Source organism: Micromonospora sp. NBS 11-29, from assembly GCF_002140155.1.
In the GTDB taxonomy this organism is placed as follows: domain Bacteria; phylum Actinomycetota; class Actinomycetes; order Mycobacteriales; family Micromonosporaceae; genus Micromonospora.
Genome location: NZ_NAPR01000007.1, coordinates 404,144 through 423,790 on the forward strand (window position 1 = coordinate 404,144; position 19,647 = coordinate 423,790).

The 19,647-nt window shown below is 72.9% G+C and carries 22 protein-coding genes and 2 pseudogenes; 8 read left to right on the forward strand and 16 right to left on the reverse strand.

Going from position 1 to position 19,647, the window contains the following annotated elements:
- Both B1205_RS12045 and B1205_RS12050 read right to left on the reverse strand, forming a co-directional pair.
- Positions 1-809, reverse strand: an 809-nt coding sequence (locus B1205_RS12045; protein WP_089155857.1) for a SigB/SigF/SigG family RNA polymerase sigma factor, incomplete at its 3' end; no start/stop codon positions are given.
- Positions 810-952: 143 nt separating this feature from the next.
- Positions 953-2,542, reverse strand: coding sequence for a phospholipase D family protein (locus tag B1205_RS12050; protein ID WP_089155674.1), 1,590 nt, complete (start codon positions 2,540-2,542; stop codon positions 953-955).
- 137 nt (positions 2,543-2,679) lie between these two features.
- Here B1205_RS12050 and B1205_RS31315 point away from each other — a divergent pair, with 137 nt between their 5' ends.
- On the forward strand, positions 2,680-2,808 hold the full coding sequence (locus tag B1205_RS31315; RefSeq protein WP_254909874.1) for a hypothetical protein: 129 nt from the start codon (positions 2,680-2,682) through the stop codon (positions 2,806-2,808).
- 51 nt (positions 2,809-2,859) lie between these two features.
- On the opposite strand, the gene B1205_RS12055 is transcribed toward B1205_RS31315, so the two are convergent.
- From B1205_RS12055 to B1205_RS12065, 3 genes and pseudogenes are all read right to left on the reverse strand, one after another.
- On the reverse strand, positions 2,860-3,846 hold the full coding sequence (locus tag B1205_RS12055; protein WP_089155675.1) for a pirin family protein: 987 nt from the start codon (positions 3,844-3,846) through the stop codon (positions 2,860-2,862).
- Positions 3,846-4,271 (reverse strand): annotated as a pseudogene (locus tag B1205_RS12060) (MarR family winged helix-turn-helix transcriptional regulator); the annotation flags it as partial. The gene B1205_RS12055 and the pseudogene B1205_RS12060, both read right to left, overlap by 1 nt.
- Before the next feature lie 314 nt (positions 4,272-4,585).
- Complete coding sequence (locus tag B1205_RS12065; RefSeq protein ID WP_441338469.1) at positions 4,586-4,789, reverse strand: helix-turn-helix transcriptional regulator; 204 nt, start codon at positions 4,787-4,789, stop codon at positions 4,586-4,588.
- A 413-nt stretch (positions 4,790-5,202) separates the two neighbouring features.
- Here B1205_RS12065 and B1205_RS12070 point away from each other — a divergent pair, with 413 nt between their 5' ends.
- Entirely contained in the window at positions 5,203-5,457 is a 255-nt protein-coding gene (locus B1205_RS12070) for a hypothetical protein (RefSeq protein ID WP_089155676.1), read from the forward strand.
- Between the two features lie 60 nt (positions 5,458-5,517).
- On the opposite strand, the gene B1205_RS12075 is transcribed toward B1205_RS12070, so the two are convergent.
- On the reverse strand, positions 5,518-6,105 hold the full coding sequence (locus B1205_RS12075) for a general stress protein (protein ID WP_089155859.1): 588 nt from the start codon (positions 6,103-6,105) through the stop codon (positions 5,518-5,520).
- A 101-nt stretch (positions 6,106-6,206) separates the two neighbouring features.
- On the opposite strand from B1205_RS12075, the gene B1205_RS12080 reads away from it, so the two are divergent.
- The 3 genes from B1205_RS12080 to B1205_RS12090 are packed head-to-tail and all read left to right on the forward strand — an operon-like array spanning position 6,207 to position 9,363.
- Positions 6,207-8,042 carry a glycoside hydrolase family 15 protein gene (locus B1205_RS12080; RefSeq protein ID WP_089155677.1) on the forward strand — a complete coding sequence of 612 codons (1,836 nt, stop codon included), beginning with the start codon at positions 6,207-6,209 and terminating at the stop codon, positions 8,040-8,042.
- Positions 8,039-8,818, forward strand: a complete 780-nt coding sequence (locus tag B1205_RS12085; RefSeq protein WP_089155678.1) for a glucose 1-dehydrogenase — start codon at positions 8,039-8,041, stop codon at positions 8,816-8,818. The genes B1205_RS12080 and B1205_RS12085 overlap by 4 nt, the downstream gene beginning before the upstream one ends.
- 44 nt (positions 8,819-8,862) lie before the next feature.
- Entirely contained in the window at positions 8,863-9,363 is a 501-nt protein-coding gene (locus B1205_RS12090; RefSeq protein ID WP_089155679.1) for a metallophosphoesterase family protein, read from the forward strand.
- Between the two features lie 2 nt (positions 9,364-9,365).
- Here the strand turns inward: B1205_RS12090 and B1205_RS12095 are convergent, their stop codons facing one another.
- Positions 9,366-9,590: a DUF3072 domain-containing protein gene (locus B1205_RS12095; protein WP_089155860.1), complete on the reverse strand. Its 225-nt coding sequence runs from the start codon at positions 9,588-9,590 to the stop codon at positions 9,366-9,368.
- An 80-nt stretch (positions 9,591-9,670) separates the two neighbouring features.
- Here B1205_RS12095 and B1205_RS12100 point away from each other — a divergent pair, with 80 nt between their 5' ends.
- On the forward strand, positions 9,671-10,633 hold the full coding sequence (locus B1205_RS12100) for an NAD(P)/FAD-dependent oxidoreductase (protein WP_254909875.1): 963 nt from the start codon (positions 9,671-9,673) through the stop codon (positions 10,631-10,633).
- Positions 10,634-10,645: 12 nt separating this feature from the next.
- Here B1205_RS12100 and B1205_RS12105 read toward each other — a convergent pair whose 3' ends face one another.
- The 3 genes and pseudogenes from B1205_RS12105 to B1205_RS12115 form a co-directional block, all read right to left on the reverse strand.
- Positions 10,646-11,932, reverse strand: coding sequence for a cation:proton antiporter (locus B1205_RS12105; RefSeq protein WP_089155681.1), 1,287 nt, complete (start codon positions 11,930-11,932; stop codon positions 10,646-10,648).
- A 102-nt stretch (positions 11,933-12,034) separates the two neighbouring features.
- The gene (locus tag B1205_RS12110) at positions 12,035-12,712 is read right to left on the reverse strand and encodes an HAD family hydrolase (RefSeq protein ID WP_089155682.1); all 678 of its coding nucleotides are present in this window, start codon (positions 12,710-12,712) and stop codon (positions 12,035-12,037) included.
- A 40-nt stretch (positions 12,713-12,752) separates the two neighbouring features.
- Positions 12,753-14,818, reverse strand: a pseudogene (locus B1205_RS12115) (SpoIIE family protein phosphatase).
- A 199-nt stretch (positions 14,819-15,017) separates the two neighbouring features.
- Here B1205_RS12115 and B1205_RS12120 point away from each other — a divergent pair.
- Positions 15,018-15,875 carry a mechanosensitive ion channel family protein gene (locus B1205_RS12120; protein ID WP_089155683.1) on the forward strand — a complete coding sequence of 286 codons (858 nt, stop codon included), beginning with the start codon at positions 15,018-15,020 and terminating at the stop codon, positions 15,873-15,875.
- 57 nt (positions 15,876-15,932) lie between these two features.
- Here B1205_RS12120 and B1205_RS12125 read toward each other — a convergent pair whose 3' ends face one another.
- Entirely contained in the window at positions 15,933-16,295 is a 363-nt protein-coding gene (locus tag B1205_RS12125) for a DUF6401 family natural product biosynthesis protein (protein WP_089155861.1), read from the reverse strand.
- Positions 16,296-16,457: 162 nt separating this feature from the next.
- Between B1205_RS12125 and B1205_RS12130 the strand changes: the two genes are divergently transcribed.
- Complete coding sequence (locus B1205_RS12130; protein ID WP_089155684.1) at positions 16,458-16,904, forward strand: hypothetical protein; 447 nt, start codon at positions 16,458-16,460, stop codon at positions 16,902-16,904.
- Here B1205_RS12130 and B1205_RS12135 read toward each other — a convergent pair whose 3' ends face one another.
- From B1205_RS12135 to B1205_RS12155, 5 genes are all read right to left on the reverse strand, one after another.
- Entirely contained in the window at positions 16,905-17,105 is a 201-nt protein-coding gene (locus tag B1205_RS12135; protein WP_089155685.1) for a hypothetical protein, read from the reverse strand.
- A 160-nt stretch (positions 17,106-17,265) separates the two neighbouring features.
- The gene (locus tag B1205_RS12140; protein ID WP_089155686.1) at positions 17,266-17,529 is read right to left on the reverse strand and encodes a hypothetical protein; all 264 of its coding nucleotides are present in this window, start codon (positions 17,527-17,529) and stop codon (positions 17,266-17,268) included.
- 103 nt (positions 17,530-17,632) lie between these two features.
- Positions 17,633-18,094, reverse strand: a complete 462-nt coding sequence (locus tag B1205_RS12145; RefSeq protein ID WP_089155687.1) for an SRPBCC family protein — start codon at positions 18,092-18,094, stop codon at positions 17,633-17,635.
- Between the two features lie 55 nt (positions 18,095-18,149).
- Positions 18,150-18,566: a DUF2795 domain-containing protein gene (locus tag B1205_RS12150; RefSeq protein WP_089155688.1), complete on the reverse strand. Its 417-nt coding sequence runs from the start codon at positions 18,564-18,566 to the stop codon at positions 18,150-18,152.
- A gap of 87 nt (positions 18,567-18,653) precedes the next feature.
- Positions 18,654-19,631 (reverse strand): YihY/virulence factor BrkB family protein, encoded by a 978-nt coding sequence (locus B1205_RS12155; RefSeq protein ID WP_089155689.1) that lies wholly within the window; start codon positions 19,629-19,631, stop codon positions 18,654-18,656.
- Between the last annotated feature and the right edge of the window lie 16 nt (positions 19,632-19,647).

The following is a 19,647-nucleotide window of genomic DNA, read 5'->3' on the forward strand; positions in this document are numbered from 1 at the left end:
AGCTGACCGCGCAGCTTGGTCAGCGCCCGGGCCAGCAGCCGGGACACATGCATCTGCGAGACGCCGATCTGCTCGGCGATCTGCGACTGGGTCAGGTTGCCGTAGAAGCGCAGCGTCAGGATCTTCTGCTCGCGCTGGTCGAGGGTGGCCAGGGCCGGCCCCAGCGAGGCGCGCAGCTCGGCCAGCTCGAACTCGCCGTCCTCGCCGCCGAGCAGGTCGCCCAGCTCGGTGGCGCGCTCGCCGTCACCGGTGGGGGTGGACAGCGACACCGCGTTGTAGGCGCGGGCGCCCTCCAGGCCCTCCAGCACCTCCTCCTCGGTGAGCTTGAGGTGCGCGGCGATGTCGGCCACCGTCGGCGAGCGGCCGAGGGACTGGAGCAGCGTGCTGTTGGCGTCGGAGATGGCCAGGCGCAGCTCCTGGAGACGACGCGGCACCCGGATGTCCCAGGTGCGGTCGCGGAAGTGGCGCTTGAGCTCGCCGATGATGGTCGGGATGGCGTAGCCGGCGAAGTCGACACCGCGGGAGGGGTCGAACTTGTCGATCGCCTTGATCAGGCCGATCGCGGCGGTCTGCATCAGGTCGTCGCTCGGCTCACCCCGGCCGCTGTAGCGGTGGGCGAGGTGGTTGGCCAGGGGCAGCCAGGCTTCGATGGCACGGTCGCGCAGCGCGGCCCGGGACGGGTGGTCGACCGGCAGCGCGGTCATCGCGTCGAGCAGGTCGGCGGCGCTGTCGGTGAGTGAGCGGGGGTCGAGCTTCGCGGAGCGCGTCGGGCGTGTCGTCGCCGGGGCGCTGATCGTGGGGGCGGTCATGGTGGTCCTCCCTGCACCTCGTCCGCGCAAGAAAAAGAAGAGACGCTGAGGTTTAGATTCAAATGGGCCGTTCGGGAGCAACCTTAGCCTGATCAGCCATTAGAAAGCTAGCCGAAAGTACGATGTACTTGCGCCGCGTCGCTTCACCAGGTGCCGGCGCGTCGGGCCCGCAGCGGCCTGCCGTCCGGGTCGTAGACCAGCCGGTACGCCGGCAGCGCCCAGATCCGCGTACGCCAGGGCAGCCGTTCCGGGCGGTGCGGCCGCAACCGGCCCGGCGGGCGGGGACCGACGCGCCCGCCCGTGTGCCAGCGGTCCAGCTCCTCCGCCGCGGCGGTGATCGCCGCCACCGCGTCCGCCGGATCCAGCAGGTCGTCGTCCTGCGCCCCGCCGGGATCGCGGTCCAGGTGCTCGCGCCACAGCTTCAGACGCAGGTCCCGGGCGAAGACCCGGGCGCCGTCGCCGAGGCCGGCCGGGTCGGCCGGCGCCCGCTCGTCGCGGGTGTCGTCGAGTACGGCGCAGGACAGCTCGCTGTCGTGGGTCCACGAACGCCGGTTGAAGTTGTCGCTGCCCACGCTGGCCCAGACGTCGTCGACCACGCAGACCTTGGCGTGCACGTAGACCGGCGTGCCCTCGTGGTTCTCCACGTCGAAGACGTGCACCCGCTCCGGGGCGGCCCGCTCGCAGAGCGAGAGCGCCTGCTCCCGGCCCACCATGTTGGGCGGCAACGCCAGCCGGCCGTCCACGTCCGGGTGCCGGGGCACCACCGCCACCAGGTGCAGCTCCGGATGCTCGCGCAGCGCCCGGGCGAACAGTTCGGCCACCTCGGTGGACCAGAGGTACTGGTCTTCCAGGTAGATCAGCCGGCGGGCCCGGTGCACCGCCTTGGTGTAGCCGCGGGCCACCGTGCGCTCGCCGTCCGGGGCGAAGGAGTAGCGCGGGCGTACCGCCGGATAGGTGCGCAACACCTGGATGTGGTGCGGGCCGACGGCCGGCGGGTCGGCGGGCTGCTCGGGCAGCGGGTCCGGGGTGAGGTCGGAGCCGCGCAGCCGGTCCCGCAGGTAGGCCATCGGGTTCTCCGAGTCCAGCGGCATCGGGTCGGTCCACCGCTCCCGGAATGTGAGGTCCAGCGCGCCGACCACCGGGCCGCGCAGCGCGAGCTGCACGTCGTGCCAGGGCGGCGTCGGGCCGTACCGGGGGGACATGCCCACCGCCTGCGGGTCGCCGGCGTGGGTGGCGTCGTCGCGCCGGCTGTGACACAGGTCGATGCCGCCGGCGAACGCCACGTCGCGGGACGGGTCGTCGGGGTGGCGCAGCACCACCAGCTTCTGGTGGTGTGAGCCGCCGCGCCGGACCCGCTGGTCGAGCAGCACCTCGCCACCGGCGGCCCGGATCGTCTCGCTGAGGCCGCGGTTCTCCGCCTCGCTGTAGGAGAGGGCGTCGAGGTGGGAGCGCCAGACCAGGCCCTTGACGATCACCCCGCGCTGGGCGGCCTGGGCGAACAACTGGGACACCGTCGGCCCGTCCGGGCGCATCCGCTCGTCCGGGTCGCCCCGCCAGTCGGTGAAGAACAGGTGGTCACCGGCGCGCAGCGCCTCCACCTCGCTGACCAGGCGATCAAAGTACGCGCTGCCGTGAATCAACGGCTCGGCCAGGTTTCCGCCCGCCCAGACGGGTAACTCAGACCCTGGGTTGGCGCGTTCCGATGCGGTGAGGAACCAGTCCCGCAGGGTCACGTTCCAGCCTCCCGAGGTCGACGACGTCCTCAACGGTAGGACCCCCGGCAGGGCTGCGCACGCCGACCACAGGTCGCCGTGGTGCCGCGTCAGGGGTGCGCCGTACCCCTGGAACGCGGAACCGAGGAGGCACCGACATGCCCGCCGAGACGACGAACACCGTGACCGACGACCGCCCGGGCGCGGTGGAGGGGGAGCGGGGTGCGCTGGTGGCGGTCCTGTTGATGGTGATCCTCGGGGTGGCCGGCATCTTCGCCGTCTCCTGAGGCGGCGCGGGCGCCCCGGCGGACCGGAGCGCCCGACGCTCACCGCGCGGGTCAGGGGCGGTCGCCCTGACCGTCGCTGTGCGGCACCCGCCCGGTCGGGACGACGCCGAGCCGGCCGGCCTGGAAGTCCTCGACCGCCTGCATCAGCTCGGCGCGGGTGTTCATCACGAACGGGCCGTAGTGCGCCACCGGCTCGCGGATCGGCTGCCCGCCCATCAGGTACAGCTCCAGCGCCGGGGTGTTGCCGTCCTGCGTCCGGTCGGCGGTGACCCGCAGCGCGTCGCCGGGGCCGTGCACGGCGAGCTGGCCGACGTGGATCGGCCGCCGGTCCGTGCCCACCGTGCCCCGGCCGGCCAGCACGTAGACCAGCGCGTTGAAGTCCGGCCGCCAGGGCAGGCTCAGCTCGGCACCGGGCTGCAACGTGACGTGCGCGATGGTGATCGGGGTGTGGGTCGAGCCCGGGCCCTGGTGACCGGCGACCTCACCGGCGATCACCCGGATCAGGCCGCCGCCGTCCGGCGTGGTCAGCAGCGCCGACTCCCGACCGCGGATGTCCTGGTAGCGGGGCGCGGTCATCTTGGCCGCCCGGGGCAGGTTGACCCAGAGCTGGAGGCCGTGGAACAGGCCACCGCTCATCACCAGGTGCTCCGGCGGCGCCTCGATGTGCAGCAGGCCACTGCCGGCCGTCATCCATTGGGTGTCGCCGTCGGTGATGGTGCCGCCGCCACCGGTGGAGTCCTGGTGGTCCATGATCCCGTCGATCATGTAGGTCACCGTCTCGAAGCCCCGGTGCGGGTGCCACGAGGTGCCCTTCGGCTCGCCCGGCGCGTAGTCCACCTCGCCCATCTGGTCGAGGTGGATGAACGGGTCGAGATCGGTCATCGAGACCCCGGCGAAGGCCCGGCGGACCGGGAAACCCTCACCCTCGTAACCGCTCGGCGCGGTGGTGACCCGGCGGACCGGGCGGTAGCTGGTGGACTCGTCGAGCCTCGGCAGGCGGGGCAGGACGAGGACGTCGTCGACGGTGATCGCGGGCATCAGTGGGCTCCTTGCGTGTCGGCCGGGGTGGACGACGCGGTGCGATCGGCGCGCAGGCGCCGGCCGAGCCGCTCGAAGACCCGGGTGAGGCAGGCGATCTCGGCGTCGTCGAGATCGTCGATCAGGTGGGTGCGGGCGGAACGCAGGTGGTGCGGCGCGGCCTCGCGCAGGGCCAGCAGTCCGGCCGCGGTGAGCACGGCCTCGCTGCCGCGCCGGTCCGCCGGACACGCCTCCTTCGCCACCAGGCCGCGCTTCTGCATCGTGGTGATCTGGTAGGTCAACCGGCTCGGCGAGAACACCAGCCGGTCGGCCAGCTCGCCCATGCGCAGCCGCTGCCCGGGCGCTTCGGAGAGCAGCACCAGGACGTGGTAGTCGGCGAAGCTCAGCTCGCTGTCGGCGCGCAGGTCGTCTTCGAGGCGGGGGAAANACTAGCACTACTTAAAATTTAAACAAGTCCCTCGGGCGGTGGCGACGCTCACCATGCTGGGAGCGTGGTCGGAGGCTGCTAAAAATTTGAATCGCCCAGGCGCGTCGGGTCCTGTCCCCGGGTTGGCACCCATGGTGTTCCAGTCGCGGGCTGAATCGGCGGTGAGTGGAACGCCATGGGTGTCTGCGCACCCCTGTGACACCCATGGCGTTCCACTCGTGGCCGATGAGGGCGGTCGGTGGAACGCCATGGGTGTCTGGGGATGGACTGCGCCGCAACGGCCGGCCGTCTGAACTCCGAGGCTCGGTCAGCTCACGCTTCGTCGTCGGCTTCGAGCAGGTGGGGGCGTTTCTCGGCGATCCACGCCTCGACGTGCTCCTTGAGCCACACGTTGCCCATCTTGAGTGTGGCAATCGGCGCCGGGAAGTCTCTGCGGTTGATCAAGATGTAGGCGCGCTGACGAGAGACGCCGAGGCGTTCCTGGATCTCGGCCGCTCCCATCAACTGCAACTCCACGCGCTTCAGGCTAAGTATGGACGCAGTGGGCGTGTCGGGAACTGTAGAGGCTATACGGGATGTGCCTACTGCACGTAGGGTTTACATGACGTAATCCACGAGTGGCAGGGAGCGCGGATGCCCAGATGTAAGTGGTTCCAGCGACCGGACCAGCCGGTCGACGTGGTTCAGTCGAAGCGGCCGAGGCGGCCCGATGCCCCTCGAACGGCAGGGAAGCCGGACAATGCCAAGCCTGCCAGGTGCGACCGTGACTGAGCAGAGGAGACCCGAGCTGCCATTTCCCGTGATCATGGCCGGGTACGTCATAGATTTTCATCACCGAAACGTCTGCGCGAAGTGCACTGACACGGGATGCACACGCCTGGCGAATGCGGGCAGGACGCTACGAGCCTGGCGAGACCGGAAGGAGGCCGATGAAGCTGAACGGCGGTGACATCCTGCTGCTCACCAGGGCGGCGAGCGTCCAGTTCACGAAGCCGATCCGGTTCCGCGTGATCAGAGACGTGACCGACTCCGCGACTTTCGACGGCTGGCGCTGGGTCGAGGGCTACGAGCTGGACGCGAAGGGTGAGGCCGTCAGTCGGCGGCGCATCTTCGTACAGTCGAGGGGCCTGACGGTGGAGCGTCGGGCCATCGGTGACGGCCGGGTGAAGCTCCCTGCCCGCTGAGAGCCGAGACCCCACCTCCCGCCCAGGAGGTGGGGTCTCTCCGCGCCCGCAACCGCTTCCTCAGCGGTCGGCGGTGCCGGTCGGTGTCAGGTGCAGCCGGCCGAGCGCCTGCCGGGCCTGCTCCGCCAGCTCCGCGTCCACGGTGACCGCGTACTGGCTGGCCCGCAGCGAGCTGGCCGAGGTGAAGTCGCGCTGCCCGCCGGTCATGGCGTGCGCGACCGCGCCGAACACGGCACCCCAGATCGCGCCGATCACCAGGCCGACCAGGATCACCGCCAGCCAGTTGCCCGCGGTGAAGATGCCGAAGAGCAACCCGATGAACAGGCCGAACCAGGCCCCGGTGCCGGCGCCCACCAGGGCCGACCGGCCGGTGGTCAGCCGCCCCATCACGGTTTCGACCAGGGTGAGGTTGGTGCCGACGATCGCGGTCCGTTCCACCGGGAAGCGGTTGTCGGCCAGGTGGTCCACCACGCGCTGGGCGGACGGATAGTCCGGGTACGAGCCGATTGTGACGGTCGGTGGCCCGGCCTGCAGCCCGTGTCCGTCCCCGCTCGGCGGCGTCGGGCGTCCGCCCGGGCCGGACGGGAGGTTGTCGGTGCCCGGCATCCCAGGTCGCCAGGCCGCGGTCGGAGTCGAGGGTCTGGTCATGAGCATCCTCCTTCGTCGACCTGCCGCGTTCCCCTCGTTGGCGGGCGGTAACGCGGCGGCGCGGCCACGCATGACGGCGGCCCGTGCGGGTAGCCACCGGGGTGCGGAGCGGACGGATCAGCGAGCACGGCTTCCTCGCCGACGGGCGCAGCGCGGCTCTGGTGGACACCGCCGGCGCGGTGAACTGGTGGTGTCCCGCCCGGTTCGACGGCCCGTCGGTCTTCGGCCGCCTGCTCGACGACGACGCCGGGCACTGGGGCATCCGCCCGGAGGGCGAGTTCACCAGCACCCGGTCCTACCTGGACGACTCGCTGGTGCTGCGTACCGTTTTCACCACCGCAACCGGGACGGTGGCCGTCACCGACGCCTTGGCGCTGGAGGCCGGCGCGCGCGGCCACGACATCGGCCTGCGGTCACCGCGGGTGCTCGCCCGGGTGGTCGAGGGGCTCGACGGCGAGGTGCCGATGCGGGTGGACTACGCGCCGCGGTTCGAGTACGGCCGGGTCGGCGCCTACCTCGTCGAACACGACGGCGTGGTCGGCGCGACCGCCGGCGCGTGCCGGCTGGAGTTGCGCAGCGACGTCCCGCTGACGTTCGCCGACGGCACCGCCGCCGGGCGGTTCACCGCCCGCGCCGGCAGCGCCCACCACTTCACCCTCGGGTACGCCCCGACGTACGCCGGTGGCGTGCCGGCGCTGCCCGACGCCGCGGAGGTGGTGGCCGAGACGGTCGCCGGCTGGCGCTCCTGGGCCGGGCTGCACGACTACCGGGGCGAGTACCGCGACGCGGTGCGCCGCAGCGCGCTGGTGGTGCAGGGCATGACGTACGGGGCCAGCGGCGCGGTCGTCGCGGCGGCCACCACCGCGTTGCCCGAGCAGGTGGGCGGCGACCGCAACTACGACTACCGGTTCGTCTGGCTCCGGGACTTCAGCCTCACCCTCCAGGCGCTCTGGCGGGCGGCCTGCCCCGACGAGGCGGACCGGCAGTTCACCTGGGTGGCCCACGCGATGGGGCGGCTCGGCGACCGGCCGGCGCCGATCATGTACGGGGTGGAGGGGGAGCGGGACCTGACCGAGCACGACCTCGACCACCTCGCCGGCTACGAGGGCAGCCGCCCGGTGCTGGTCGGGAACGACGCCTGGCGGCAGCGGCAGAACGACGTGCTGGGCGAGGTGCTCGACGCGGCCTGGCTGATGCGGCACTACCTCGACCCGATGTCGCCCGAGGTGCGGCACCTGCTGAGTACGCTCGCCGACCAGGCGGTACGCGACTGGCACCGGCCCGACTCCGGGATGTGGGAGGCGCGGGACGCCGAACGGCACTACCTGTCGTCCAAGGTGCAGTGCTGGACCGCGCTGGACCGGGCCGTCCGGTTCGGGCCACGGATCGGCGCGCCCGACGACGTGGCGCGCTGGGCGGCCGCCCGGAACGAGGTCCGGGCGGCGGTGCTCACCCGGGGCTGGAACGACCGGGTCGGCGCGTACACCGGGGCGTTCGACTCCGACGACCTGGACGCCTCGGTGCTGATCATGCCGATGGTCGGTTTCCTGCCCGCCGCCGATCCGCGGATGCGCGCCACCATGGACGTGGTCGAGCGCCGGTTGTCCCGCGACGGGCTGCTGCGCCGCTGGGACGGCGACCCGGCGGGCTTCGTGATCTGCTCGTTCTGGCTGGCGGGCTGCCTGGCCGAGGCGGGCGAGCTGGACCGGGCCCGGCGGCTGTTCGCGCAGCTCGTCACGCGCACGAACGACCTCGGGCTCTATGCCGAGCAGATCGACCAGGCCACCGGCGAGCACCTGGGCAACTTTCCGCAGGCGTTCTCGCACATCGGCCTGATCAACGCGGCGGGCCGGATCACCGACGCCGCGGCGCGGTTCGCGCACGACCGACCGGCTGTGCCGACCGGCGCGGCCCGCACGGAGGGAGCAACCGGATGACCGGACGACTGGCGGGCAAGACCGCCCTGATCACCGGCTCGGACTCGGGTATCGGCCAGGCCACCGCGATCGAGTTCGGCCGGGAGGGGGCCGACGTGGTGGTGCACTACCTGCACGACCACGCCGGGGCGAACCACACCCGGGAGCAGATCGAGTCCGTCGGCCGGCGGGCGATCGTGGTGCAGGGCGACATCAGTGTCGAGCACCAGGTCGAGGCCATGTTCGACGAGGCGCTGGCCGAGTTCGACCGGCTGGACGTGCTGATGAACGACGCCGGCGTGGACGCCTCCGGCATCCCGGTCGCCGACCTGGACACCGAGACCTGGGACCGGTGCCTGCGTACCAACGTCTACGGCACGTTCTTCTGCTCCCGGCGGTTCGTGCGGCACCGCCGGGACCAGGGCGGCGGCGGCCGGATCATCAACATCACCTCGGTTCACCAGGAGGTGGCCCGTGCCGGCGGCGCCGACTACGACACCAGCAAGGGCGCGATGTTGGAGTTCGCCAAGAGCCTGGCGCTGGAGGTCGCGCCGATGCGGATGAACGTCAACAACATCGGCCCCGGCATGGTGCTGACTCCGTTCAACCAGGAGGCGATCGACAACCCGAAGTACCTGGAGGAGCAGGTGCAGAGCATCCCGTGGAAGCGGGCCGCCGAGCCGTCCGAGATCGCCAAGCTGGCGGTCTTCCTGGCCAGCGACGACGCCGACTACGTGACCGGCTCGACGTACTTCATGGACGGTGGCCTGATGCAGAACCAGGGCCAGGGCGCCTGACCCCACCCACCGCAGAGAACGGGTGGGCGGGGGAGGATGGCGGGGTGGAACTGGTCGTCATGGCGGACACGCATGTGCCGAAGCGGGCGCGGGATCTGCCCGGGCCGCTGTGGGCGGCGGTGGAGGCGGCCGACGTGGTGCTGCATGCCGGGGACTGGGTGGACGTGGCACTGCTGGACGCGCTGGAGGCGCGGTCGCGCCGGCTGGTCGGGGTGTACGGCAACAACGACGGGCCGGAGTTGCGCGCCCGGCTGCCTGAGGTGGCCCGCGTCGACCTGGGCGGCCTCCGGGTGGCCGTGGTGCACGAGACCGGCCCGAAGACCCGCCGGGAGGAGCGCTGCGCCGCCGCGTACGGCGACTGCGACCTGCTGGTCTTCGGGCACTCGCACATCCCGTGGGACACCGTCGCGCCGGGCGGGTTGCGGCTGCTCAACCCCGGTTCGCCCACCGACCGGCGGGCCCAGCCGCACGCGACCTACCTGACCGCGCGGGTGGCGGCGGGGCGGCTCGACCGAGTCGAGCTGCACCGCCTGCCCCCACGTTGAGGTCAGCGCCCCCGGCCGGTCTGCTCCTGAAGCTCGTCGATCCGCCGGGACGCCTCGGCCTTGGTCAGCCCCTCGGGCACCGTCTCGCCCGCCTCCTGGGCCAGCGTGTGCAGGTAGGACTCCTGAGCCGCGGTCGGCGGCTCGTCGCCGGTCACCCAGTCGTCGGGGTCCTTGACCGCGGCGTCGGGGTTCACGTCGCCGTTGTCCTTGGTGGCGCGGTCGGCCATGCTGATCACCTCTCCTCGAACAGGTGTACCACTACCCCCGTGCCGGTCGGTTCATGCCGGCGGACGCATACGATCACGGCATGAACGCGGACCGGACGGGTGTGGTGGTGGTCGGCGCCGGAATCGCCGGGGTGGCGTGCGCGACCGAGCTGTCCCGGGCCGGCATCCCGGTCCAGGTGCGTGAACGTGCCCGGGTGACCGGCGGTCGGATGGCCAGCAAGCGTTTCGACGGCCGCCCCGCCGACCTGGGCGCCGCCTACTTCACCGTCGACGACCCGGAGTTCGCCGCCGTGGTCGCCGGTTGGCAGGCCGCCGGGCTGGCGCGGGAGTGGACCGACACGCTCGTCTCGTACGGGCCGCGTGGGCGCGAGGTGGTGCGCGGTCCGATGCGCTGGGCCGCGCCGCGCGGGCTGCGGTCGCTGGTCGAACACCTGGCCGCCGGCCTGTCGGTCACGCACAACCGCCTGATCATGACGGTCGAGCCGGGGCCCCGGGTGGACGGGCGGGCGGCCGAGGCGGTCGTGCTCGCCATGCCGGGTCCGCAGGCCGCCCTGCTGCTGGACCCGGCGCTGGCCGAGTCGACCCGGGCGGTGGCCGCGCAGCGCTGGTCGTCGACGTTGACCGGGGTGCTGCGCTTCCCCTCCCGGTGCTGGGCCGACTTCCGGGGCGCGTTCGTCAACGACCACCCGGTGCTCAGCCTGGTCTGCGACGACGGCGACCGGCGCGGCGACGGCGCCCCGGTGCTGGTCGCGCACACCACGGCGGAGTTCGCCGCCGGGCACCTGCTCCAACCCACCGGGGCCCGCCCGGGGATCGAGCAGGCCGTCCGGGACCTGCTCGGGCTGCCCGAGCCGGCCACCTTCACCCATGTGCACCGCTGGACGTACGCCCGCCCGAAGGCCGGCGACGGCGACAGCTACCACCTGGACGACGACGGGATCGGCCTGGCCGGGGACGCCTTCGGTCGCCCACGGGTGCAGAGCGCCTGGCGGTCCGGCCGCGACCTGGGCCGGGCGCTCGCAGCCCGGCTCGGCCGCGCCTGACCGGCCGGGGGTTCAGCCGGCCGGCACGGGTTGCGTGGCCGGCTCCGCCTCCGCGCGGTCCCCGGTGCGCTCGCCCGCCCGGTCGAGCAGTTGCATGACCGGGGTCGCGGCGATCCCGTGCGCCACCACCGAGACCACCACCACCAGGCCGACGGTCGCCCACAGCAGCTCCGCCTGCGGGAACTCCGTCTTGCTGGTGGCGTACGCCAGGTAGTAGAACGAGCCGACGCCGCGGATGCCGAACAGGGAGATCACCCAGTGCTCGGCGGTGCGACCCGGCGCGCCACGCAACGACAGCCAGCCGGCCAGCGGCCGGATCACCAGCACCAGGGCCAGCCCGACCAGCGCCGCCGGCCAGGTCAGCGGCGCGAGCAGGCCGCCCACCACCGCGCCGCCGAACAACAGCAGCAACAGCACGGTGAGCAGCCGTTCCACCTGCTCGGCGAAGTCGTGCAGCACCGAGTGGAACTCGTGGGTGCGCTCGGCGGACCGGATCGCGCGGGCGGCCACGAAGACGGCCAGGAAGCCGTACCCGCCGATCACCTCCACCAGCCCGTACGCCAGGAACGTGGCCGCCAGGGCGAGGAAGCCCTCGGAGTGCCGGGCCAGCCGCAGCTTGCTCGGGGCCCGGAAGAACAACTTGCCGAGCAGCCAACCGACGAGCAGGCCACCACCGACCCCGGCGGCGAGCTTCCAGACCACGTCGACGGTCAGCCAGTGGGCCAGCCAGTCCGACGGGGCGAGGCTCGTGGTGGCGATCGCGATGGCCGCGTAGACGAACGGGAAGGCCAACCCGTCGTTGAGCCCGGCCTCGGAGGTGAGCGCGAAGCGCACCTCGTCCTCCGAATCCTCCACATCGGTCGGTTCGCCCACCTGCACGTCGGAGGCGAGCACCGGATCGGTGGGGGCGAGCGCCGCGCCGAGCAGCAGTGCCGCCGCCGGCACCAGGCCCGCCCACCACCAGCCCAGCAGCGCCACCGCGGCGATGCACAAGGGCATGGCGATGGCCAGCAGCCGCCAGGTCGACGACCAGCGGGCCCAGCTCAACGGACGGTCGATCTTCAGGCCGGCGCCCATCAACGCGACGATGACCCCCACCTCGGTGAGGTGGGTGGTGAGTTCCGGCCAGCGCAGCGGATCCGGGGTGGGCAACCCGGTCGGCAGCACGAAGACCAGCATGCCGAGCCCGAGGAACGCGATCGGCATCGACAGTGGTCGCCGCTCCAACATGCGCGGGAGGATCCCCGCGAGCAGCGCACCCACGCCCAGCAGAGCGAACGCGACATCGACCGGTTCCACGACCCCACCCTTCCCGTCGCCCGTGCGCCGGGCGGTGGTGGTCGACAGTGCCCCGAACCGGTGCTGGCTAAGCCTGTCGGGCGTCGGCGATTGAACGGCGACTCAGCGCAGGGATCCGATCGCGCTGTCGGACAGGGCGTCCAGCAGCTCGGTGGGGTCCTCGTACACCGCCACCGCGCCCGCCCCGGCCAGCTCCGCCCGGCCGGTGCCGCCGCAGGTCAACCCGATGCAGGGGATGTCCAGCTTGCCGGCGGCGGCGACGTCCCAGACCGAGTCGCCGACGAAGACCACCCGCTCGGGGGCCAGCCCCGACTGCTCCAGGGCGGCCTCCAGGATGTCCGGCGCCGGCTTGCTCTCCTGGGCGTCGGCCGAGGAGGTGACCGTGTCGATGACGTCCTCGGCGTCCAGTGCCGCCCGCAGCACGGCCGCCTCGTGCTCCGCCGCCGAGGTGGCCAGCACCACCCGCAGGCCCCGCTCGGCGCAGGCGCGCAGCAGGTCCCGGGCCCCGGGCAGCGGCGTCAGCCGCTCCCAGTACTCGGCGTAGAGCGCGTCGTGCGCGTCGCGCAGGCGCTCGTCGGCGTCGGTGTCCCGCTCCGCGCCGAGCAGGTGGTCGAGGAGCTTGTCCGAACCCATGCCGATGGACCGGTGGATCCGCGCCATCGGGACCCGGTGGTCGGCCTGGCGCAGCGCCTCCCACCAGCTCACCGTGTGCAGGTACGTGGAATCCACCAGGGTGCCGTCCACGTCGAAGAGGACACCGCTGCGCTTGTCGTCGGCCATGGCTGCCTCCTACCCGGCCGACCGGCCGCCGACGCGTCCCTCACCCGGCCGGAATGAGGATCTCGAACCAGACCGTCGAGCCGCGTACGGTCGGGTCGGTGCCCCAGGCGTCGCTCAGTTCCTCGATCAGGCCGAGGCCCCGGCCGCGGCTGCTCAGCGTCTCCGTCTGGGCGCGGGTGACCTGCCCCCGGGTGCCCGAGTCGGCGACCGAGACCAGCAGCCGCTCCGCACTGAGGTCGATCTCGACCCGGGCCGCGGTGCCGGCGTGCAGCAGGGCGTTGGTGGTCAACTCGCTGGTGCAGAGCACCGCCGCGCCGATCACCGCCTCGGGCACCTGCCACTCGGCGAGCTGCGCGGTCATCCAGTGCCGGACCCGGCTCGGCGCGGTCGGTTCGGCCGGCNCACGTCGTCCTCGGTGGCGCCCGGCACGGCGGCGGTGGCCACCGCGCACAGCGCCCGCGGGTCACCGCTGCTGGCGGCGTCGACCGCCGCGCCCAGCCCACCGAGCCCGGCGGCCAGGTCCTGCCAGCGCCGCTCGACCACCCCATCGCTGTAGAGCAGCAGGGTGTCGCCGGGACGGAACGGCACGGTGACCGTCCGCTGCCGGCCGCCGAGGCCCAGCGGTGGGCCCGGGGGGACCTCGACGAACTCGGCGGCCGGCCCGGTGTGCGGGTGGGCACGCCGGATCAGCGGCGCGGGATGGCCGGCGCTGGCCAGCGTGACCTGCTCCCGGTCGACCTCGACCACCCCGAACACCACGGTCACGAAGAGTTCCTGCGTACCGCCCTCGGCGCCGAGGCTGGCGACGAGCCGGTCCAGGCCGGCGAGCACCGCGTCGGGCCGGGAGTCGGAGAGGGCGAGCGCGCGCAGCGCGGCGCGTACCTGGCCCATCCGGGCGGCGGCCTGCACGTCGTGGCCCGCCACGTCGCCCAGCACCACCCCGAGCGCGCCGGAGGGCAGCAGGAACGCGTCGTAGAAGTCACCGCCGGCGGCGTTGCCGTCGACACCCGGATCGTAGCGGGCGGCGATGCGCAACCGGGGCAGGTCGGGCAGTTGCTCCGGCAGCATGCTGCGTTGCAGCAACTGGGCGGTGCCGTGCTGGGTCTCGAACCGGCGGGCCCGTTCCGCGGCCTGACCGACCAGCTCGGCGGACGCGGCGAGCAGCGCCCGTTCCGCCGGGGACCAGGGACGCGGGGACCGGTAGCCGACGGTGAGCGCGCCCCGGACCACGGTGGAGCGCAGCGGCAGGGCGGCCAGCGCCCGGATCTTCTCGTCGTGCCGGTCCGCCGCGACGTCGCGCAACGGTTGCCCGTCGGCGTGGAACGAGGGCACACCGCTGCGCGCGGTCACCACCGCCGGCAGCGGCGAGTCGGCGCCGACCCGGCGCCACAGCGGAGGCAGCCGTTCGTCGGCCTCGTCGAGCAGCTCACCGCGGATCCGGCGGACCATCCGCCAGGCGCTGCCCTCGTCCACCGAGAAGGAGACCCGGTCGGCGTCGAACGAGTGCAGGCAGTACCGCAGCGTCACCCGGGCCACGTCGTCCAGGGTGAGCGTGCCGGCGAGCGCGGCGGCGAAGTCGCTCAGGCTCTGCAACTGCTGGGTCAGTTGGGTGGTCTGCGCCGAGACGGTGAGCACGCCGACGATGCGGCCGGTGGAGTCGCGGACCGGCGAGTGCCCACGGGTGAACACCGCGGGCTCGGTCGGGCCGCCCTGCCGGTCGGCCGGCAGCACCGCCTCCCGCTCCAGGAACGGTTCGCCCCGGCGGTACACCCGTTCCAGCGCCTCCCCGGCGCCGGGCTCCCGCCACACCTCGGCGAACACCTCCGCCGCCGGTCGCCCCAGCGCGTCGGGGTGCCGGTCGCCGATCAGCTCGGCGTACCCGTCGTTGTAGAGCAGGACGAGCCGGTCGCCGAGGAGCAGGGCCATCGGCACGGGCGAGGCCAGCACCACGTCGGCGACCGCGCGTACGGCCGGGTCCCAGCGGTCCGGTGCGCCCAGCGGGGTGCCGTCCCACGGGTGGGCGGCCGGCCCGGCGGCGTCCGGGCCGGCGGGCGTCCCCGGAGTGGGAACGGACGGCGTGGGAACCCGACCGACGGTGCCTGGCATGACCGCAGCCTAACCAAAGCGTGGCCGGCGGGTTCCGATCATGCGCCCGCGTCGGCCGCCGGCCCCCGGGCCCGTGGACGTCCGGGCAGGTCAGGGCGGTTCGGTGGTCGATGTCGGGAAATTGGGCCGGTCCGGCCCGGCGTGCTGCGGAAAGCACCGGGTATGCGGGCGGCGCAGTTCACGCGACAGGAGGGACATCATGCCGAAAACCCTCGCGGTCGGCCAGGTCGACATCGGTGCGGCCTGGACCGACTTCTGGAGGTCGGTGCTGCTCTTCGTGCCGAGGGCCATCGCGTTCATCGCGATCCTCGTGGTGGGCTGGCTCATCGCCCGAGCCGTCCTCAAAATCGTCGACGCCGCACTGGAACGGGTCGGGTTCGACCGCGCCGTGGAACGTGGCGGGATCAAACGCGCCCTCGAACGCACCAAGTACGACGCCAGCGACATCCTGGCCAGACTGGCCTACTACGCGGTCCTGCTGTTCACCCTGCAGTTCGCCTTCGGGGTGTGGGGACCCAACGCGATCAGCGACCTGATCCGCGGGGTGGTGACCTGGCTGCCGCGGGCCTTCGTGGCGATCGTCATCGTGGTGATCGCGGCCGCCATCGCCAACGCCGTCCGGGAGCTGGTCTCCGGCGCGCTCGGCGGACTCTCCTACGGGCGGGTGCTGGCCGACGCGGCGGCGATCTTCATCCTGGCGCTCGGCATCATCGCCGCGCTGAACCAGGTGGGCATCGCCACGACGGTGACCACACCGGTGCTCGTCGCGTTTCTCGCCACCGTGGCCGGGATCCTGGTCGTCGGGGTCGGCGGTGGTCTGGTCAAGCCGATGCAGAACCGGTGGGACAGCTGGCTCAACCGGGCCGCGGCGGAGTCCCGGGCGTTCCGGGAGCAGCGGCAGGGGCAGCAGGCCGGTCGCAGCGACTACGAGCGGCAGCGGGCCGACCGGGGCGCGCAGCCGATGCCGACCGGACCGCAGTCGATGTCGGGGGCGAGCACGTACCGCGCCGGCGAGACGGGCGACGAGACGCAGCAGTTCCGCCGGCCCAACGGCTGACGGGTGCAGCGGTGCCGGGGTGTCCGCGGGGCGATCGCGGGCACCTCGCGCCGTGCCTCAGGCCAGGTGACGCGGGTCCAGCCCGCGGGCCAGCAGGCAGACCGCCAGCAGGCGGGTGAGCAGCCAGTCCGGCGCGGACCAGTCGACCGCCTCGACCGGGGGCGTCCAGCCGTGCTCGGTGGCCGCCTCCCGCAAACCCTCGGCGTAGCCGGCGAGCGCGGCCACGGTCAGCGGCCGACGGTCGCCGTGCAGGCTGTCGCGTACCCCCGCGGCGTGCTGGTCGACCTCGGCGAGCAACCCGGGGTTCGCGGCGGCCGCGGCGAGACCGGCGGTGCCGAGGGCGGTGGTGAGCGTGGTCAGCGTGGAGCGTACGGCCACCGCCGCGGACGGGGTCGCGACCCGGTTGTTCGACACGCGCATGGTGACCGAGGCTAGCCCCGGGCGGAGCGGGGCGACCTCGGCCGACCGGCCGATGCCCGGGTCGTCCGGGTGACCGGCGGTCCGGTCCACCGGGATTGAGCCGCCCGTGGCGGGGCAGAAGGGAACCGCGCAGAGGGCGCAGCCGAGCCCACGGAGGACAGGATGGGACAGCAGGCCGACGGACCGGACCGGGCGCACCGCCGGCCGGACGGGGTGAGCGACGCCACGGTCGAGGCGCTGGGCAAGCTCAGCGAGGCCCTGGAGTGCGTCGAGCGGGCCCGTGGGCACCTCTACGGGCTGCACCAGCTCATCGGCCACGCCGACCTGATGCTGGACGACGCGGTGGAGCTGTTCCGCGCCGCCGGCCACCCGGGCCTCGCCGAGCGGATCGACCGGGACCTGCTCGGCCGCAACGTCATCGCCGGACGCTGGACGTTCCAGATCGTCGAGGACTTCGACGACGGCTACTACACGCTCTTCCGGGACCTGGACCGCGTGGCCCGTGACGAGCTGGTCCAGGGTCGCCGCCACCTGTACGAGGCGGAGATGAAGGAGCGCCGCCGCAGCCGGGGTCGGCCGGGACACGAGGCGCGCCCGGCCGAGCGGTGATCAGTCGGAGCGGGCCTGGCGACGGGCGCCGTCGTCGGCGAGGATCACGGTCGCGACCATCAGCGCCACCACCACGCTGAACAGCCAGGAACTGTCGTCGGTGAACCTGGCGGCGACCGGCGCCTGGAGGGCAGCGAGCAGGAAGCCGAGCCAGGCGAGGCGGCGCTGACGGTTGGAAAGAAAACCGGAGCCCTGATGCATCCGAAAATTCTTGCGCGTCAACGGGGGAGTGCCGTCAGCCGTTCGGCCGATTCTGGTGGAGCTGTCCGAAATCTCGACCGCCCGTACCGCATTTTTTGTCGTAACGGCTGAGTGCGCGCAGCGGCTCCGGGCACCCCGTCGGCACCCGGAGCCGGTCGATTCAGAGCGTGTCCGGCCCGGTCCGGCCGGTGGTGGACGGCCGGTAGGCCCGGTCCGCGTCGGTCATCTCCCGCCGCTCGGCCTCCGGGCCGGCACCCCGGTCGACCGCCTCCGGGCCGTGCCCGAACGCGGCCTCCTCGCCGGCGTCGTTGCCGGTGGCGTCGTCGGCCTGGCCGTCCAGCGTCGACCGGGCGATCGCCCGGTCCAGCTCGTGCAGGGAGGTGCGGTCCTCGTCACGCCACACGTGGCGGTCGTTGTCGGTCATTCCCCTGCGGTACCCGGGCCGGATGACTGCAAACGGCCGGGCACGCCGATGGCCGCCGGATCGACCGGCGGCCATCGAAGATCGGTACGGGGGATGCGCGGAATCAGGGGGTCGGGCGGTCGACCGAGCCGCGCCAGGCGCCGGTCTCCTGACCGCGCCGCTCGATGAACTGCTTGAACCGCTCCAGGTCGCCCTTAGCCCGCCGGTCCACCACGCCCAGCTTGTCGCCGGCCTGCTCGACCACGCCGTGCGGCTCGAACTCCAACTGGAGGGTGACCCGCGTCTGCGCCTCGTCGAGGCGGTGGAAGGTCACCACACCGGCCTGCTGGGTGCCGCCGGTGGAACGCCAGGCCACCCGCTCGTCCGGGAGCTGCTCGGTGATCTCGGCGTCGAACTCGCGCTTCACGCCGGCGATCTCCACCGTCCAGTGCGTCATCGTGTCGGAGAGCTGCCGCACCTCCTGCACGCCCTCCATGAAGTGCGGAAACTCCTCGAACTGGGTCCACTGGTCGTACGCGGTCCGGATCGGGACGTCCACGTCCACGTGTTCCATTACGCCACTCATGTCGAGGTCCCTCCTGTTGCGCCGGTGTCGTGGTGCGGACCGTGGGCCGGTCCGCTCACCAGCGCGTCGTCTCGTTCTTGTGCCCGAGTGCGGCCCACACCTCGGAAACCGTCTGGAAACGGGTGCCCTCCGGCAGGCCCTCCAGGGCGGCGACGATGTCCGCCGGCGCCTCGTTCTCCCGCGCGTTGGCGACCAGCGTGTCGCGGTCGCCGGGCAACGCCGCCATGCCGATGAACCGGCCGAGGCGACTGCGGGCCTCCACGTCCGCCGAACTCATCCCCTGCGGGGCACCGGTGCGCAGCTCCCCGCCGGGCGCCGTGGTCGCCTCCGGCTGGTCCTCGCCGGACGGCTCGGGCTGACGGAACTCGTCGACCCGGGCACCGCCGGCGCCCGGCCCCTGGACGAGACCGCTGACCTCGCTGCTCATCTGCTCGTCGACCCTGGGCGAGTGCTTGCTGCTGCCACGTTCCATGCCGTCAGAGATGCCCCGGGGGATCGCCGGTAAACCGGCGCCGCCCGGGGGAACCGGGCACCGGTCGCGAAACCGGGCGGGTGCGCCTCAGGAGTCCGCCGGGGCGCGCGGCGGCAGCACCGGCTCGGCCGGGTCCTCGACGCCGGCCTGCATCGCCCGGCCCCGCTGCAACTCGGCGTTGACCTGCACGCCGAGCATCAACGCGCAGTTCGACAGGTAGAGCCAGACCAGGAACGCGATGACCGCGCCCAGACTGCCGTAGGTGACGTTGTAGGAGCCGAAGTTGGCCACGTAGAGGCCGAAGCCGAAGGACGACGCCACCCACACCACGAGCGCCAGCCCGCCGCCCGGGGTGAGCCAGCGGAAGCGCGGCTGCCGCACGTTCGGCGCGATCCAGAACAGCAGCGACAGCAGCGTCATCGCGACCAGGGCCAGCAGCGGCCACTTCGCCACCGACCAGGTGGTCCGGGCCAGGTCACCGGCGTGCAGCAGGTCGCCCACCGCGTCCGTGACCGGGCCGCTGACGATCAGCCCGGTGGCGACCACCGCCAGCAGCAGCAGGGTCAGCGCCGCCATGCCGATCTGCAACGGGCGCAGCCGGTAGAACGGCCGACCCTCCTCGACGCCGTAGATCGCGTTGGAGGCGCGGGTGAACGCGCCGATGAACCCGGAGGCGGACCAGAGCGCGCCGAGCAGACCGAAGCTGAGCAGCGCCTTCGCCGGGCCCTGCTGCTCGACCACCGTACGCACCACGCCGACGAACGCGTCGTTGCCGACCACCGAACCGGCGCCGATGTCCTGGGCCAGGTCGATCACCGTGTCGACCGTGCGCGGGCCGTCGGAGACCAGGCCGACCAGGGCGACCACCACGATCGTGGACGGGAAGAGCGCCAACACCCCGTAGTAGGTGAGCGCCGCCGCCCAGTCGGCGCAGTTGTCCTTCACGAAGCCCCGACCGCTGCGCACCAGCACCCCCCGCCAGGTGCGCCAGTTGAGCTGCCGGACGCGCCGGGGGAGGCGGGCCCGCGCCGGGCCGTCGACCGCGGGTGGTGTCGTCGCCGTCATGACCGCCTCCTCCGCG

Coding starts and splice junctions, on each gene's coding strand:
- B1205_RS31315 (WP_254909874.1), top strand. CDS start 2,680: ATGCCCGCCGAGACGACGAACACCGTGACCGACGACCGCCCGGGCGCG.
- B1205_RS12055 (WP_089155675.1), bottom strand. CDS start 3,846: ATGCCCGCGATCACCGTCGACGACGTCCTCGTCCTGCCCCGCCTGCCG.
- B1205_RS12070 (WP_089155676.1), top strand. CDS start 5,203: ATGAAGCTGAACGGCGGTGACATCCTGCTGCTCACCAGGGCGGCGAGC.
- B1205_RS12075 (WP_089155859.1), bottom strand. CDS start 6,105: ATGACCAGACCCTCGACTCCGACCGCGGCCTGGCGACCTGGGATGCCG.
- B1205_RS12085 (WP_089155678.1), top strand. CDS start 8,039: ATGACCGGACGACTGGCGGGCAAGACCGCCCTGATCACCGGCTCGGAC.
- B1205_RS12095 (WP_089155860.1), bottom strand. CDS start 9,590: ATGGCCGACCGCGCCACCAAGGACAACGGCGACGTGAACCCCGACGCC.
- B1205_RS12100 (WP_254909875.1), top strand. CDS start 9,671: ATGAACGCGGACCGGACGGGTGTGGTGGTGGTCGGCGCCGGAATCGCC.
- B1205_RS12110 (WP_089155682.1), bottom strand. CDS start 12,712: ATGGCCGACGACAAGCGCAGCGGTGTCCTCTTCGACGTGGACGGCACC.
- B1205_RS12120 (WP_089155683.1), top strand. CDS start 15,018: ATGCCGAAAACCCTCGCGGTCGGCCAGGTCGACATCGGTGCGGCCTGG.
- B1205_RS12125 (WP_089155861.1), bottom strand. CDS start 16,295: ATGCGCGTGTCGAACAACCGGGTCGCGACCCCGTCCGCGGCGGTGGCC.
- B1205_RS12130 (WP_089155684.1), top strand. CDS start 16,458: ATGGGACAGCAGGCCGACGGACCGGACCGGGCGCACCGCCGGCCGGAC.
- B1205_RS12135 (WP_089155685.1), bottom strand. CDS start 17,105: ATGCATCAGGGCTCCGGTTTTCTTTCCAACCGTCAGCGCCGCCTCGCC.
- B1205_RS12140 (WP_089155686.1), bottom strand. CDS start 17,529: ATGACCGACAACGACCGCCACGTGTGGCGTGACGAGGACCGCACCTCC.
- B1205_RS12145 (WP_089155687.1), bottom strand. CDS start 18,094: ATGAGTGGCGTAATGGAACACGTGGACGTGGACGTCCCGATCCGGACC.
- B1205_RS12150 (WP_089155688.1), bottom strand. CDS start 18,566: ATGGAACGTGGCAGCAGCAAGCACTCGCCCAGGGTCGACGAGCAGATG.
- B1205_RS12155 (WP_089155689.1), bottom strand. CDS start 19,631: ATGACGGCGACGACACCACCCGCGGTCGACGGCCCGGCGCGGGCCCGC.